A 15080-nucleotide genomic window follows, 5' to 3' on the forward strand; every position below is an offset into this window, starting at 1 on the left:
ATGAGGTTCTGCTGAACTTTCATCAATAGCTTATGATCAATGGCTTACGTCAGATTAAATTTAAACCCTTTGCCTAAAGCCGTAATCGTCAGATCAGGTGACTATTTTAAAAAGCAGTGATAAGTCTGGAATTCATCATCTTTGACAAAGCCCATCTTTTCATACAATTGGTGGGATTGGTAATTACTTTTTTGTGTTTCAAGGCTAATCCGTAGCGCATTTTCATGTCGTGCAAATAAAATTGCAGTATCAATGAGCTGTTTGGCCGAACCTTGTCGTCTAAAAACAGGGGTGACATAAACGTCATCTAAAATATAGTAGGTCGAGCAGGCAACCGAAGAAAAGCCTAAATAAAGTAATACAAATCCAGTGATTTTTTGATCTTTGATATGAATGAAAATCACACTTTCCTGATTTTCAAAACGCTGTTTTAAGAATGCTGCTGAAAGGCTTAAATTCGAGGATGCACCATAAAACTGACGATACTCATCGAACAATACAGCAAGCTGGTCTAAGTCTTCTAAAGTGGCACGTCTTACAATCATTACGATACTCCATGCTTTTTTATTGTCCTTGCATGAAGCATAGCTAAGTTTTTAAAGTAAATTTTTAAAGAATTGTTTAAAAATGCAACACTGTTAATTTTTGTCAGTTTCACCCAAAATTGCATTGAGTTCATCAAACAAGTCTAGATGTTCATCATCCGGTTCAAAATCTTCAACACTATTATTGCCAGTTACAGATGCTTCATTGCTTGGGGTTGCATCCACTAGCGTTGCTTTTTGCTCTTGTTTTAATTTGCGTAACTTAATCAATTGTTCCAGATTAATATTCTGATTTTCAATTGAAAAGGGAATTGATTTAGTCAGCACGACTTGCTTAAAAAACAAACGTACCGCTTGCGCAGGCGTAATCCCCAACTGTTTAAACACAGCAAAGGCTTGTTTTTTCTCTTGAGAGTCCAAGCGTACTTGATAGACTTCAGTTTTTCTCATAATTTTTAATAGAAGGAAATAGATTTAAATTTTAGCAATATTGTAAACAATTCATTTGTAATTTCAATATGACTACAACGAAAATCCACTATTTTGTAATGACAAACATATTACAATGTCAATTCTTGCTGTGCGCTAAAGTGGAATTGTTGCTGGCTAATCGGGTCAAAAAAACTTAAATGCTTGGCAAGCAATTGTAGCGGTGCAGAAAAATCATCTGCTTGTTTGTGCTGTAAAATGGGATAAAACGGGTCGTTCTTAATCGCAATACCTAAGCTATTTAAATGCACACGCAGTTGGTGCTGCTTGCCTGTTGTAGGCTTTAATTCATATTTTGCCCATGTTTGATTATGTTCAAGCAAACGAATTTCTGTTTCGCTGTTAGGTGTGCCTGCCACGACGTGCATCAAATAAAAAGGTTCACCTTTTTCCATGCGTAATTGCACAGTACATGGTAGTGACAAATTAGCTTGATAAGGCGCAATGGCATGGTAGGTTTTTTGCACCTGACGTTCTGCAAATAATTGCTGATACACCGCCCGAGTTTCTGGTTGTTTGGAAAACAGCACCACACCCGCAGTTTCGCGGTCTAAACGATGAATAGGCGTGAGCTGCTCATTCTGTGTTTGTTTTTTTAAGCGTACTAACAGGGTTTCTTGCACATATTGTCCTGTAGGACTCATAGTCAAAAAATGCGGTTTATCTACAACCAATAAGTGTTCATTTTCAAATAAAATTTGATGTTGAAAAGGCACAGCAACTTCATGTGCTAAAAAACGATAATAAAAAATATCCTGATGCGCGCTATAAGGTGTATCTAAACTTAAACGCTTGCCTTCGGCATCATAAACCAGACCATCCTCAAAGCGTTGCAGCCATTCCTGTGCAGAAATATGGGCAAACTGGGCACATAAATAACGAAAAATTGATTCAGGCTGTGTGCTTAATTTGGGTAAATGCAATTTGCTGGCGCTCACACCATCTAGCATGGGTGGAACAAAGGTGTTGGGATGAGTCGACTTCATCTGCAAATTGCTCATATTCAGGTGGGAGAGTTTCTTTTTCATCATATTGAAAATAGCCTAAGCAGTTTGGGTGCTAAGCTTAACAATCTTGATTCATTGCCTTGTCTAAACTTGTTATAAATTGTCCACATTTACACAGTTTTATCCATCAGTACATAGGCTTTAAAGCAGTGCGATGCTATCATAATTGGTCTTTTGAATCATGTCGTGAGCGTTATGCAGTATTCATTTAATTTGGCTTTAAATAATGAGCAAGATACCCAAAATCTGGCGCAGGTTTTGGCAACGCATTTTCGGTCGGGTGTGATTTATTTAATTGGTGATTTAGGCGCAGGAAAAACCACTTTATCGCGTTATTTTCTACAGCATTTGGGGCATCAGGGCGCGGTTAAAAGCCCGACTTACACCTTGGTGGAACCTTATCAAATACAAGGACAAGATATTTTTCATTTTGATTTATATCGTTTAAATGATCCTTATGAATTAGAGCTGATGGGCATTCGTGATTATTTAGAAACCCCAAATGCCTTGTTTTTATTTGAATGGCCATCAAAAGGTGGCGATGAAATTCCGCCCGCAGACCTGATCATTGAAATTAAAAAATCGGAAGATGAATTAAGCCGTACAGCAATGCTAAGTTCGTCTTCGGCTGCATTACAACAAGCTTTGGAGCAACAATTTAATCATGCCTAATGATGTGTTAAATCTACGTCGGATCCACACGCTTGAACCTGCCTTAGCCAACCAAATTGCTGCGGGTGAGGTAATTGAGCGTCCTGCCTCTGTGGTCAAAGAGTTACTAGAAAACTCCATTGATGCAGGTGCAACCGAGCTGATTATTCGTGTGGCACAAGGCGGCAGTACACTCATTGAAATTATTGATAATGGTCGTGGCATTCATGCCGAAGACTTGCCTTTGGCGGTGACTCGTCACGCGACCAGTAAAATTCAAACGGCCGATGATTTACATGCCATTGTCAGTTTAGGCTTTCGTGGAGAAGCACTGGCATCAATTGCAGCAGTATCGCGTTTGACTTTGGTCAGCAGCCAAACTGAAGATGGTGTTGGTTATCAGGTTGAAGTCAATGGCACTGCCTTTGACCATCAAGATATTCAGGCCGTTGCTGCACAAAAAGGCACACATATTCGGGTGCAGGATTTATTTTTTAATGTGCCTGCACGACGTAAATTCCTGAAAAAAGCAGGTACAGAATTTGGACATATTGAAGAAATTGTCCGTCGTTTGGCGCTGACACATTTTGATATTCGTTTTGTTTTGGAACACAACGACAGCATTAAACTGAATTTACCCATTGCAGACAGTGGCGAATTGCGTTTTCAGCGCGTGCAGCAACTTTTAGGACGAAACTTTGTCGAAAATGCCTATTGGATTGATGCTGATAGTGTCACCATGCGCTTATCGGGTTGGTTGGGGCATCCTTCCGATGCACGTTCACAAGCCGATTTACAGTATGTGTATGTGAATGGACGTATTGTAAAAGACAAGACCATCTCCCATGCTTTGCGTATGGCATACGAAGGTATTTTGCATGGACATCAACATGCTGCATATTTGCTATTTTTAGAAGTAGAACCTGAAAATATTGATGTCAATGTGCATCCGACCAAGCATGAAATTCGCTTTTTAAATCAGCGAGAAGTTCATGAGTTTGTAAGACATTACGCCAAAGAAACCTTAGCGCAATTTCAAACTGCAACTGCAGATTTAGCTACAGCCATGAAAGCCGATCCTATCGAACAAGCTGCGCCTTATGTGGTGCAACCGCGTTATCAGGAACAATTTTTACTGCACAAACATGCCGAGGCAAATCCTTACAATTCCGCTGACGATGCAGTAGATGCGTACACGATGCAGCCCGCTTCACAAGCGGGAAGTGAGTTACTTACCGATTTTAATCAGAGTCAGCCGCAGACAGTTCAATATAACCGACCTGTGCAGAGTAATTATCAAGGTTCGCAACAGCTCAACAATGCTTTAAAAAGCTATCTCGCGCCTTTACGTGATCTAGATCAAGACTCAGCCAATCTTACGCAAACAAACACAACACCTGCGGTGGATGAGCATCCGCTCGGCATTGCAATTGCGCAATTGCATGGTATTTACATTCTGGCGCAAAACAGTGAAGGCTTGATTATTGTAGATATGCATGCCGCCCATGAACGAATTGTGTTGCAACAGATGAAAGCCGCTTGGGATAAACCTGAGTTTTGGACTTCGCAGCAATTGCTGATCCCCAAAGTTATCAGCATTAGCCGCATGCAAGCCATGCGGGTGGATGATTTAAAAGAACAATTGGCACGACTGGGCTTGGAAATAGACCAATATGGCGATGAACAGGTCATTGTGCGCGGTGTGCCCGCGATTTTGCATAAGGCAGATTTTGCCGAATTAATTCCTGAATTACTTGATGATTTAGACCCAAATGATGAAGCGCAGGCGTTACTGCAAAAGCGTGATCATATTTTGGCGGGAATGGCATGTCATAGTGCAGTACGTGCACATCGGATGTTAAGTCTTTCTGAAATGAATGCCTTATTGCGTCAAATGGAACAAACCGAATTTGCTAGCCAATGTAATCATGGTCGCCCGACTTGGCGTGCCTTTCCATTGGCACAACTAGATAAACTTTTTGCTCGAGGAGAGTAGCGTTACATGTCAAATCAATTGCCGGTCATCAATTTAATGGGACCAACTGCAAGCGGTAAAACTGCTTTGGCATGTGAGCTGTATGAAATGGGGCATTTTGAGCTGATTTCAGTCGATTCTGCGCTAGTTTATCGAGATATGGATATTGGTACAGCCAAACCAACTAAAGCGGAACAGGCGCGTTATCCGCATCATTTGATTGATATTATCAGCCCGCTTGAAGTTTATTCTGCTGCACAGTTTGTGGAAGATGCTTGTGCCTTAATTGATGATATGCACGCGCGTGGCAAAACCCCAATTTTAGTGGGTGGAACCATGCTGTATTTTAAAGCTTTGCTTGAAGGACTATCTTCCAATTTACCCAGTGCCAATTACGACGTCCGTGCAGAAATTGAAGATAAAGCTGCACGCGAAGGTTGGGAAGCGGTCTATGCAGAGTTGTGTGCAGTAGATGCACTGGCGGGTGAAAAATTTAAGGTATCAGATAAACAACGTATTATTCGTGCACTAGAAGTTTATAAATTAACAGGAACGCCAATTACCCAGCTTCAGGCGGAACAACCCAAAAATGTACCATATCGTTACACTTTTCATAACCACGCCTTGATGCCTGATCGGGTAGAATTACATCAGCGTATTCAAAAACGCTTAGAGATTATGTGGGAAATGGGTTTTTTGAATGAGGTGCGACATCTTATTGAAAATTACGATTTAGATGCTAATTTACCCTCTATGCGTTCAGTTGGCTATCGTCAAGCTTTAGAGTTTTTGCAAAACGGTGATGAAAGTCGCGAAAAAATGCAGGAAATGGAGGATAAGGCGCTATTCGCGACACGACAACTCGCGAAACGTCAATATACTTGGCTCAGATCGTTGCAAGAATCGCATAAATTTCACACATATTTTACGATAAAGCAGGCTCAAGAAGACTTGCGAAACTGTTACGGATAAAGCAAAATTTACCTACTGTCTTTTTTATAATTTTTAATTGAAAAATAGAGATAGTTTTTGCGCTGATTTTTAATTATTTTTGGAGTTATAACATGTCTAAAGGTCAAACTTTACAAGATCCGTTCTTGAATTCTCTCCGTAAAGAACGTATTCCTGTTTCTATCTTCCTTGTGAACGGTATTAAGCTACAAGGCCATATTGAATCTTTTGACCAGTATGTTGTTTTATTAAAAAATACGGTAAGCCAAATGGTTTACAAACATGCAATTTCTACAGTTGTTCCTGCACGTAATCCACGTCCTGCTGGTGCACCTGCTGGTGGTCAAGGCGCTGGCTTTGGCGGTCAAGGCGGTGGCTTCGGTGGTCAAGGTGGTGGCTTTGGTGGTCAAGGCGGCTTCGGTGGTCAAGGTGGTGGCTTTGGTGGTCAAGGTGGCGGTTTCGGTAGTCAAGGTGGCTTTGGTGGTCAAGGCGGTGGTTTCGGTGGTCAAGGCGGCGGCTTCGGTGGTCAAGGTGGCTTCGGTGGTCAAGGTGGCTTCGGTGGCGGTCAAGCAACTGGCGGTTTTGACAACGATTCTAAATTTGAAGAATCTTCAGAAGACGATAACAACCGTTAATTGATCTTCTTAAAAAACCTCTCGAAATGAGAGGTTTTTTTATGTCTATGGTTTTTTTATCAAAGTCGTATTTTGGTAGTGGCTAAGATGAAGTGCATATGGTAAAAAAGCATAAAAAACCAGTGTTGCTACACTGGTTTTAATTTTGGAAATAGCAGAAAACTTAAGCTTAGTTTTTCTTGCGGTCTAAGCTTGGGTCTTTAATTTCTACAAAAGCATTGTTACGTGTTTCACGTAACCAGCTATCCAATTCAGTATCAAACTGGCGTTCACCTAGTATTTGACGTGCCATACGTTCTTGGTATTCACGAGTCATATCTTGCTGGCGTGTATCGGTCACTTGCAGTACATGCCAACCAAACTGGGTTTGGAATGGTGCGCTAATTTCACCTTTTGCAGTATTTTTCATTTGATTTTCAAATTCTGGCACCATCACGCCAGGATTCACCCAGCCTAGACTGCCGCCATCACGTGCAGAGCCAGCGTCATTAGAGAACGTCGCTGCTAAGGTTGCAAAGTCTTCACCCGCTTTTAAACGGTTGTGAATACTGTCAATCATGTGTTTCGCATTTTCAGGGCTTACGACTTCACTTGGCTGAATCAAGATATGTCGAGTTTGATATTGTGGAACTAGTGCACGTTGCTCAGTACTTTTGCGCTCCAGTAATTTTACGACATGAATACCATCACGGACTTCAATCAGTTCACTGGTTTGCCCCACATCTAATGGCGTAATACGTGCAGCAAGTTCCGCGGGAATATCGGTCAAGTTACGTAAACCCATGTCTGCAGACTGAACGGTTACACCATTGCCTGTATATTTTTTACTAATGGCTTGAATGTCATTGTTCTGCGCCAATTCAGCTTTGACTTGTTGCGCAACTTGTGCGGCATTTTCTGCTCCAGAAACACGCACATGCAAAATATGTACTTGATTGCCTAAGGCAGCCTGACCTTGTGGTGTTTTCAGGAAATTATCAACATCTTGGTCGCTAATTTGAATACGTGACATTACGACTTGCTGACGTAAGCGATTCATTGCCAAATCTTCAGCAATACGGTTACGTAAAAACGCATAACTGCCTGGTGCAGATTTATCTAATTTTTGCTGAAAAGTTTCTAGGCTGTTTGCGCCATTTTGCTGTGCAACTTTTAAAACTGCTTCATTTAAAGATTTTTCATCAGCTTTAATGTTGTAGCGTTTGACTTGCTCTAATTGCGCTTGGCGTACAATCAGTTGTTCTAAAGCTTGTTGTTCTAAAATGTGTTGTGGTGGAACAGGGCGCTTTTGCATCTCAAGTTGTTGTTTGAGTTCAACCACGCTTTGCGCTAAATCACTTTTTAAAATGACACTATTGTCAACTACAGCCACAATTTGATCATTCGCAGCAAATGCAGGCAGCGCTGCTGTCATGCAAAGTGCTAAGGTTGATGCTTTTAAAAATCGTTTTAACTGTTCTGTTTTCATTAACGTTGTGTCCAAGATTGATTAATTTTATTAAAACCTAAAATACGGTTTTCAAGTAAAGATGCAAGTTTATTATTGAAACTGCCTAAACCTTTTAAATTTAACTCTGCCATAATGGCACGTTTGGGTTTAACGCCCGCATCCGTCACATCATCCAAGTCGTTATAGTAAGAGCGTCCATAGACTGAAATGCCCCAACAGCAAGATTCATAATTCACCCCTAGCAAATATTCACGGGCGACGCTATGGTCTAGGTCGTATTGCGCATGACCTAAAATACGCCAGTTGTTGTGAATCGGCTGAATAAACGATGCCACAACTTGATCATAATGATCTTGACGGTTTGGAATAACACGACGGTTAATATAACCAAAGCTATATAAGTTGCCTTGATCACCCGTGTAAAGCATATTGACACTGCGCTGTGCATTGTCGCCATTTGACATCCATGCAGCATTGGCACCCACACTGAGGTTTTGACTTAGCTGACTGGTTAAGCTCACAATTGGCCCAGTACGGTTTTCCGTATTAAATTCGTCTTCGGTATTATCCAGCGTGACACGACGATCTTCAAAGTAAAAACTTTGACCAATTCCTGCTCTAAGGCGTTCCAAACCAATTTCATCAAATAGGCTATAGTTTAAACCCAAAGACAAAAAGTTGTTGTCTTCTAAACGGTCATGACCATAGAAACGGTTTGGACTGAACAACTGGTCATAATTAATCGAAGCTGTTGCAGAGTCAAAGTTTGGGTGGTCGTTTTGATTGCGGTACGGTGCATAGGCATAGAACGCGCGCGGGGTAATGGTTTGCAAGAAGCGACCATCTTTTTCAAAGGTAATCCCTGTGTCTAAAGTGAATTGCGGAACAGTAACCGACTCACTTTTACTTGAAGATTTATACGTGTCTGTACTTAGAGTTTCTTTATGATAGAAGGTGTTGATGTTGCGTAACGATACTTCTGGAATCACAAATGACCACGGGTTACGGTAGTTGTAACGCACTGCAAAGTCATTATAAATACGCGTACCACTTGGTTCCCCATCTTGCGCAGCTAGATCTTTTTGGAAGTAAGCCGTGTCGTTATTAAATTCGACTTGGAAGCCTTGAGGATTACCTGTTTTATAGTTCAATAAAAATTGTGGTAGGCGTGCATAAGGGCGATCTACAGATGGAATCGTCTTATCCAGGGTTTGGAAATCCTCAACTTTGAGCTGTGCTTTTAAACCCGGTATACCGTTACGATAATTCAACTCCCAAGCACGACGTAAATTCAGGTCGGTTTTAGAGTTCGGGTTGTTATTTAAATCGGCAAAGTAGTCTTTGTCCGATGCATAGTTATATTCTAGGTTGGTTGAAAATTGCTCGTTAATTTGCCAGCCGTGTAAAAAATGTAGATCTTTACGGTCTTGATCAACATATTTGGCATCCGATGCTAAATAACCGCCCCAAATTTTACCTGAACCAAAATTTTCAGTTAAATAACGGAATTCACCTTCTAGCATCGCGCCACGATCGGCAATATAACGCGGGCTAACGGTTGCATCAAAATTCGGTGCAAGGTTTAAATACACAGGCACAGACAGCTCGACACCACCATCATTGGTAAAGCCAAAACTAGGCGTCAAAATACCTGTGGTACGGCGGTCATCAATTGGGAAATTGAAGTAGGGTACAGCTAAAACTGGTACATTTTTCACATACAATTTGGTGCCGCGTGTTTCACCGCGTCCCGTTTCCTGATTCAGCTTAATTTCATTGGCTTGAATTTTCCAGGTTGGCGCTTGCTCGGGTGGGCAGGTGCTGTAGGTGGCGTTATTGAGTACCATGGTATTGGTTGAGGTACGTGCAATTTTTTCTGCCATGCCATGCGCATGCTGTTTTTCAGCAATATAAAAACTGTTATTTAAATCGCCTTGCTGAGTTTTAAGGTTGTAGTTAATTTCATCACTTTGCGCAAGTAAACCAGCTTGTGCCATTTGTACACGACCTTCGGCTTTGGCAAAGGTTTGGGTTTGATCAATGGTAATTTTATCGGCGCGAATTTGACGGCCTTGCTGGTCAATCAGGACATTGCCTTCCAAGACGGAATCGCCATTTGGGTCATAGTGACCATAATCGGCAGTAACGGTAGAGGTCGCTTCTGCAGCATCTACGGCAACGGTGCTTGAGCTGATTGGCGTTAGCCATGCACCTTCACAATAGGCAGAACTTTGAGTGTGCCCAAATTGTTGTTGTGCTTCAGGTGCAGCTTTATCAACATAATATTGCTCAAAGAACTGCTGCCCAGGATAAGCTTCCTGAATGGTGTGTTTAAGCTGCTGGTTATTGAGATTTGTGACAGATGAAGTCTGATCTGTGGTCTGCGCATAGCTGGAAACAGAGTGACCACATAACAGAGTTAAGACCGCAGTCGCTAAAGGATTAAATTTAAACTGATGCTTCATTTATCTCATCAACCAAGAATGCTTAATCGCAATTAATTATTGTCGCATCATAGAGAAAAAGCGCAGAAGTAGCTACACTTAGCACTTTAAAAACTCAGCCTGTATTAGAATTTATTGCAAATGAATACACAACGCGAACAATTGATACAAACATGGATAACATCTGTACTTGGTTCAGATCAATTTGAAACTCATTTTTTAGCAGGCGATGCAAGTTTTCGTCGTTACGCACGAATCAAGTTGAATAATAAAACATTTATGCTCATGGATGCACCACCAGAAAAAGAAGATTGTGGTCCTTTTGTGACGATTGATGAATTTTTTGCTGCCCATGGCGTGCGCGTGCCAAAAATTGTAGCCAAAGACCTGACACAAGGCTTTTTGTTGCTTGAAGATTTTGGTGATGTCTTATTATCTACCTTGCTGAATGATCAGACTGTAGATGACTACTATGCGCAGTGTTTTAAGCAGTTAATTCAATTACAAGATATTGATGGTACGGCACATTTCCCTGAATATTCCTATGACAAACTCATCAGTGAAATGGAGTTACTCACCGATTGGTTATTGCCTGCCTTACAGATTCAGCCAACGGCTGAAGAAAGTGCATTAATTAAACGTACATTTGCAATTTTGGCCAATGCCGCTTTGGCTCAGCCACAAGTGATTGTGCATCGCGATTTTCATAGTCGTAACTTAATGAAAATTAATGATGATACCGAGCTAGGTGTAATCGATTTTCAGGATGCAGTGATTGGTGCAGACACCTATGACCTGATTTCAATTACGCGTGATGCTTATGTACAGTGGAATGCTGAGCGTGTGTATCGCTGGTTTAAAATGTTTTATGACTTGTTGCCGGCAGCATCTAAGCAAGACCGTGATTTTGAACAATTTAAAAAAGATGCCGATATGATGGCGATTCAGCGTCATATCAAAATTTTAGGTATTTTTGTGCGTTTATTTGAGCGTGATGGTAAATCGGGTTATCTCAAGGATTTACCGCGCGTAATGTGGTATTTACTTGAAGAAAGTAAACCTTATTCAGAATTACAACCATTTATGCACTTTATTCACACGACAGTAATGCCAAAATTTACAGCCAAATATGGTCAGTATGAGGTGGTTGCCTAAATGAAAGCCATGATTCTTGCTGCAGGCATGGGTAATCGTATGCGTCCTTTAACGTTGCATACACCTAAGCCATTATTGGAAGTCGGTGGTAAGCCTTTAATTGTGTGGCACATCGAAAAATTACAAAAGATGGGTGTGCAGGAAATTGTCATCAATACGGCATGGTTGGGTGAAAAACTTGCAGATGCTTTGGGTGATGGTTCGCAATTTGGTGTGAAAATTTTGTGGTCGCATGAAGGCGAAGGCTTAGAAACTGCAGGTGGCATCATCAATGCGTTGCCATTATTGGGCAATGAACCTTTTATATTGGTGAATGGCGATGTTTGGACCACCATGGATTTTGCGCCACTATTAAATGTGCAGCTTCAAGACGACTTGGCACATTTGGTTTTGGTGGAAAACCCTGTGCAGCATCCGCAAGGTGATTTCACTTTGGCTGCAAACAAAGCCTATACTTTTGAGCAAGCACGCTCAGGTGAAAATCTGACTTATAGTGGCGTGGCGGTGATGCATCCGCAAATGTTTAACGGTTTGGAATCGGGCAAACGTCCGCTTGCGCCATTGCTCAAACAAGCCATGCAGCAAGAAAAAATTTCTGCACAGAAATTGCAGGGTGTTTGGGTGGATGTTGGCACTCCTGAACGATTAAATACGCTAGATCAACAAATTCAGCAGGGTGTGTACGCTTAAGTGCATATTCACTAAGCATTCGCCCCTATGACTGCAACTATAAATCGGTATACTTCCATTAACTTTTTCGAGATGTGAATTGTGATGCATTCGTTTTTTCAGGAACTCAAGCAAGGTAGTCAGGCTTTAGGTTTAGAGCTCAGTGATGAGGCTTTAAATTTATTACTCAAATACCAAGATGCTTTGGTGCTATGGAACAAAGCGTACAACCTCACTGCAATTCGTGACCCGAAAGAAATGCTAGTGAAGCATTTGCTAGATAGTCTGAGCATCCTCAAAGATTTGCCTGCAGGTCGTTTACTGGATATTGGTACTGGCGGTGGTATGCCGGGCATGATTATTGCCTTGTGTCAGCCTGAGCGCGATTGCGTGTTATTGGACTCGAATGGTAAAAAGATTCGTTTCTTAAAACAGTTTATTGCCGATTTAAAACTGAAAAACGTCGTGGCAGTTCAGACCCGTGTTGAAAATGAAGACAGTATTCGTGAACTTGGGCAGTTTGATGTCATCACCAGTCGTGCTTTTGCATCTTTAACTGACTTTGTAGCCGCGTCAAAACCATTTATGCATGAGCAAAGTATTATTGCATCTATGAAAGGTTTGATTCCTGCCGATGAAGTAGAGGCATTGAAAGATGAATTCAGCTGTGAAATTATCGAGCTTAAAGTTCCGCGCTTAGACGAACAACGTCATTTACTTTTATTAAAACGTATCTAATTTTCAAAGGACTGGGGTGATCATGGCACAAATTATTGCGATTGCGAACCAAAAAGGTGGTGTCGGAAAAACCACAACCGCAGTAAATTTGGCAGCATCTTTGGCTGTTTTGAAAAAGCGCATTTTATTGGTCGATATGGACTCACAAGGCAATGCCACCATGGGTTCAGGCATTCAAAAAAATGATTTGCTGTATTCAGTGACCGATGTATTGTTGGGCGAAGTGCCGATTGAAACTGCAATTAGCAAGGCAGAAGTTGGTTATAAAGTTTTGGGTGCCAATCGTGATTTGGCTGGGGTTGAATTGGTGATTGCTGAGCAAGAGGGGCGTGAGTTTATTTTGCGCAATGCCTTGCAAGAAGTTGCCAAAGACTTTGATTATATTATTGTCGACTGTGCACCAAGTTTAAGCTTAATTACAGTAAACGCTTTAGCAGCAGTGCAAAGTGTAATCATTCCAATGCAGTGCGAATATTATGCACTTGAAGGTTTGGCTGACCTGACGCAAACCATTGACCGTATTCAACAAGCACTCAATCCTGATTTAGAAATTATTGGTGTATTACGCACCATGTATGATGCGCGCAATGCCTTAACCCGTGACGTGTCTGAAGAATTATCGCACTATTTTGGTAAAAAATTATACGATACCGTGATTCCGCGTAATGTACGCTTGGCAGAAGCACCTGCACACGGTTTACCCGTCATTTATTTTGAAAAAAGCTCGAAGGGTGCAGTTGCCTACCTGAATTTAGCAGCTGAAATGTTGAAAAAAAGCAAAGTGAAAAAAGGAAGTAAAGCATGACCACAAAAAAACGCGGATTAGCCAAAGGTCGTGGTTTGGATGCCTTATTGGGGTCAATCCAGAAAGAAAAATTACAACTTGAAGTGCAATCTTTAGATCATGGTCAGCTCAAACAAATTGATGTCAATTTATTAAAACGTGGTGAATATCAACCGCGTCGTTTTATTCAAGAACAAGATTTGCAGGAACTGGCGGCATCTATTGAAAAACATGGTGTAATGCAGCCAATTGTGATTCGTCCTATTGATGACGAACTACATCCTTATGAAATTATTGCAGGTGAACGTCGCTGGCGTGCTGCACAGTTGGCTGGTTTAACTGAAATTCCAGCAATTGTGCGTGATTTGACCGATCAGGTCGCGATTGCTTTGGCATTAATTGAAAACATTCAGCGCCAAGATCTTAATCCGATTGATCAGGCAATGGCGCTGCAACGCTTTCACGATGAGTTTGGCTTGAGTCATCAAGAAATTGCCGAAACAGTAGGTAAAGCACGTACCACGGTCAGTAATTTATTGCGTTTACTCACTTTGGCTGAGCCTGTTAAAGAGTTGATGCAGCAAGGCTTGCTAGATATGGGTCATGCACGTGCTATTTTAACTTTGAAAGCTAAAGATCAGCTCAAAGTCGCGCAGCATGTAATTGAAAAGAATTTATCGGTACGTCAAACCGAACAGTTGGTACGTGACTTTAATGCGCCAAAACAAGAAAAGCCGAAAACGGCTATTGCGCCTGATATTCAACAACTCACGCAACGTCTTTCTGAGCGTTTTAGTGCAGATGTTAAAATTGATTATAACAAGCAAGGTAAGGGCAAATTGACCATCAGTTATCACTCTCTGGAAGAGCTGGATGGTATTTTAAATATTTGCCTGTCCGATTAATTTTAATTCGTATTTTATTGGGGAAAAGCGAATGTGGGAATTGGTAAAAGCAGGTGGCTGGCTGATGCTGCCGTTGGTATTGTGCTCGGTATTTACCGTTGCAATTACCATTGAGCGTTTTATGCGTTTAAAGAGAGCAGGTATTTTGCCCAATGCGTTGTTGCTCAACCGCGGGCAAAGTTTAGCGACTGTGTTGCAACAACTGAATCAAAGTGCCAACTTAAAAAACAGTACATTAGGCCGTATTTTTGAGGCGGGTGCGCGTAACAAACAACAATCAGAACACTATGCGCGTGCACAAATGGAAGCGACAGCTTCACAAGAAATTGGTTATTTAGAAAAAAATATCAACTTCTTGGGTACGCTCAGTGCAGTTGCGCCATTATTGGGTTTATTGGGTACAGTGCTTGGGATTATTGAATCATTTTTAGTGATTGATGTGGGTGCAAGTAATCCAACCTTAATGATTCCAGGGATTTCTAAAGCCTTAATTACCACTGCTGCAGGTATGTTAATTGCAATTCCAGCCTTATTTGCCTATCGTTATTTTCAGCGTTTGGTGCAAGAATATACTGCTGAGTTAGAGCAGCAAGCGACTTTGTTTCACGCAGGATTATTTCATCAGAGTCAACCTCATCAGCTTGATGCGGATGTGCAAGATGTGAAAAAAGTAAGCTAAGGT

At 41.4% G+C, this 15080-nt stretch carries 15 protein-coding genes; 10 read left to right on the forward strand and 5 right to left on the reverse strand.

Annotated elements, in window-relative coordinates:
* Window positions 1–101: 101 nt before the first annotated feature.
* The 3 genes from FTU71_RS07090 to FTU71_RS07100 form a co-directional block, all read right to left on the reverse strand.
* Complete coding sequence (locus tag FTU71_RS07090) at window positions 102–545, reverse strand: GNAT family N-acetyltransferase (protein WP_004976850.1); 444 nt, start codon at window positions 543–545, stop codon at window positions 102–104.
* A gap of 93 nt (window positions 546–638) precedes the next feature.
* On the reverse strand, window positions 639–995 hold the full coding sequence (locus FTU71_RS07095; protein WP_096901186.1) for a type II toxin-antitoxin system RelB/DinJ family antitoxin: 357 nt from the start codon (window positions 993–995) through the stop codon (window positions 639–641).
* Window positions 996–1105: 110 nt separating this feature from the next.
* The gene (locus tag FTU71_RS07100; RefSeq protein ID WP_180005924.1) at window positions 1106–2020 is read right to left on the reverse strand and encodes a pseudouridine synthase; all 915 of its coding nucleotides are present in this window, start codon (window positions 2018–2020) and stop codon (window positions 1106–1108) included.
* Between the two features lie 216 nt (window positions 2021–2236).
* Here FTU71_RS07100 and tsaE point away from each other — a divergent pair, with 216 nt between their 5' ends.
* The 4 genes from tsaE (at window position 2237) to hfq (ending at window position 6253) form a co-directional block, all read left to right on the forward strand.
* Window positions 2237–2713 carry a tRNA (adenosine(37)-N6)-threonylcarbamoyltransferase complex ATPase subunit type 1 TsaE gene (gene tsaE / locus FTU71_RS07105; RefSeq protein ID WP_004976844.1) on the forward strand — a complete coding sequence of 159 codons (477 nt, stop codon included), beginning with the start codon at window positions 2237–2239 and terminating at the stop codon, window positions 2711–2713.
* Window positions 2706–4688: a DNA mismatch repair endonuclease MutL gene (gene mutL / locus FTU71_RS07110; protein WP_154320806.1), complete on the forward strand. Its 1983-nt coding sequence runs from the start codon at window positions 2706–2708 to the stop codon at window positions 4686–4688. The genes tsaE and mutL overlap by 8 nt, the downstream gene beginning before the upstream one ends.
* Window positions 4689–4694: 6 nt before the next feature.
* Window positions 4695–5639 (forward strand): tRNA (adenosine(37)-N6)-dimethylallyltransferase MiaA, encoded by a 945-nt coding sequence (miaA, locus tag FTU71_RS07115; protein WP_167845959.1) that lies wholly within the window; start codon window positions 4695–4697, stop codon window positions 5637–5639.
* A gap of 92 nt (window positions 5640–5731) precedes the next feature.
* Window positions 5732–6253, forward strand: coding sequence for an RNA chaperone Hfq (gene hfq, locus FTU71_RS07120; protein WP_104851882.1), 522 nt, complete (start codon window positions 5732–5734; stop codon window positions 6251–6253).
* A gap of 169 nt (window positions 6254–6422) precedes the next feature.
* Here hfq and FTU71_RS07125 read toward each other — a convergent pair whose 3' ends face one another.
* Together FTU71_RS07125 and FTU71_RS07130 are read right to left on the reverse strand one after the other, a co-directional pair.
* Entirely contained in the window at window positions 6423–7721 is a 1299-nt protein-coding gene (locus FTU71_RS07125) for a peptidylprolyl isomerase (RefSeq protein WP_104851883.1), read from the reverse strand.
* A complete protein-coding gene (locus tag FTU71_RS07130; RefSeq protein WP_180111753.1) occupies window positions 7721–10168 on the reverse strand; it encodes an LPS-assembly protein LptD in 2448 nt (815 codons plus the stop codon). The genes FTU71_RS07125 and FTU71_RS07130 overlap by 1 nt, the downstream gene beginning before the upstream one ends.
* A 120-nt stretch (window positions 10169–10288) precedes the next feature.
* Between FTU71_RS07130 and FTU71_RS07135 the strand changes: the two genes are divergently transcribed.
* From FTU71_RS07135 to FTU71_RS07160, 6 genes are all read left to right on the forward strand, one after another.
* Window positions 10289–11302, forward strand: a complete 1014-nt coding sequence (locus FTU71_RS07135; RefSeq protein ID WP_179997010.1) for an aminoglycoside phosphotransferase family protein — start codon at window positions 10289–10291, stop codon at window positions 11300–11302.
* Window positions 11303–11992: an N-acetylmuramate alpha-1-phosphate uridylyltransferase MurU gene (gene murU / locus FTU71_RS07140; RefSeq protein ID WP_131261486.1), complete on the forward strand. Its 690-nt coding sequence runs from the start codon at window positions 11303–11305 to the stop codon at window positions 11990–11992.
* 84 nt (window positions 11993–12076) lie between these two features.
* Window positions 12077–12709 carry a 16S rRNA (guanine(527)-N(7))-methyltransferase RsmG gene (rsmG, locus tag FTU71_RS07145; RefSeq protein ID WP_131261485.1) on the forward strand — a complete coding sequence of 211 codons (633 nt, stop codon included), beginning with the start codon at window positions 12077–12079 and terminating at the stop codon, window positions 12707–12709.
* Between the two features lie 22 nt (window positions 12710–12731).
* Window positions 12732–13514, forward strand: a complete 783-nt coding sequence (locus FTU71_RS07150; protein ID WP_096901175.1) for a ParA family protein — start codon at window positions 12732–12734, stop codon at window positions 13512–13514.
* A complete protein-coding gene (locus tag FTU71_RS07155; RefSeq protein WP_131261484.1) occupies window positions 13511–14398 on the forward strand; it encodes a ParB/RepB/Spo0J family partition protein in 888 nt (295 codons plus the stop codon). The genes FTU71_RS07150 and FTU71_RS07155 overlap by 4 nt, the downstream gene beginning before the upstream one ends.
* 31 nt (window positions 14399–14429) lie before the next feature.
* Window positions 14430–15077: a MotA/TolQ/ExbB proton channel family protein gene (locus FTU71_RS07160; RefSeq protein WP_004976814.1), complete on the forward strand. Its 648-nt coding sequence runs from the start codon at window positions 14430–14432 to the stop codon at window positions 15075–15077.
* Window positions 15078–15080: the final 3 nt, after the last annotated feature.

The sequence above is a fragment of the Acinetobacter sp. YH12136 genome (genome assembly GCF_013418545.1).
GTDB classification, from domain to species: domain Bacteria; phylum Pseudomonadota; class Gammaproteobacteria; order Pseudomonadales; family Moraxellaceae; genus Acinetobacter; species Acinetobacter towneri.

Coding starts and splice junctions, on each gene's coding strand:
- mutL (WP_154320806.1), top strand. CDS start 2,706: ATGCCTAATGATGTGTTAAATCTACGTCGGATCCACACGCTTGAACCT.
- FTU71_RS07125 (WP_104851883.1), bottom strand. CDS start 7,721: ATGAAAACAGAACAGTTAAAACGATTTTTAAAAGCATCAACCTTAGCA.
- rsmG (WP_131261485.1), top strand. CDS start 12,077: ATGCATTCGTTTTTTCAGGAACTCAAGCAAGGTAGTCAGGCTTTAGGT.
- FTU71_RS07090 (WP_004976850.1), bottom strand. CDS start 545: ATGATTGTAAGACGTGCCACTTTAGAAGACTTAGACCAGCTTGCTGTA.
- FTU71_RS07095 (WP_096901186.1), bottom strand. CDS start 995: ATGAGAAAAACTGAAGTCTATCAAGTACGCTTGGACTCTCAAGAGAAA.
- FTU71_RS07155 (WP_131261484.1), top strand. CDS start 13,511: ATGACCACAAAAAAACGCGGATTAGCCAAAGGTCGTGGTTTGGATGCC.
- FTU71_RS07150 (WP_096901175.1), top strand. CDS start 12,732: ATGGCACAAATTATTGCGATTGCGAACCAAAAAGGTGGTGTCGGAAAA.
- hfq (WP_104851882.1), top strand. CDS start 5,732: ATGTCTAAAGGTCAAACTTTACAAGATCCGTTCTTGAATTCTCTCCGT.
- murU (WP_131261486.1), top strand. CDS start 11,303: ATGAAAGCCATGATTCTTGCTGCAGGCATGGGTAATCGTATGCGTCCT.
- miaA (WP_167845959.1), top strand. CDS start 4,695: ATGTCAAATCAATTGCCGGTCATCAATTTAATGGGACCAACTGCAAGC.
- FTU71_RS07100 (WP_180005924.1), bottom strand. CDS start 2,020: ATGAAGTCGACTCATCCCAACACCTTTGTTCCACCCATGCTAGATGGT.
- tsaE (WP_004976844.1), top strand. CDS start 2,237: ATGCAGTATTCATTTAATTTGGCTTTAAATAATGAGCAAGATACCCAA.
- FTU71_RS07130 (WP_180111753.1), bottom strand. CDS start 10,168: ATGAAGCATCAGTTTAAATTTAATCCTTTAGCGACTGCGGTCTTAACT.
- FTU71_RS07135 (WP_179997010.1), top strand. CDS start 10,289: ATGAATACACAACGCGAACAATTGATACAAACATGGATAACATCTGTA.
- FTU71_RS07160 (WP_004976814.1), top strand. CDS start 14,430: ATGTGGGAATTGGTAAAAGCAGGTGGCTGGCTGATGCTGCCGTTGGTA.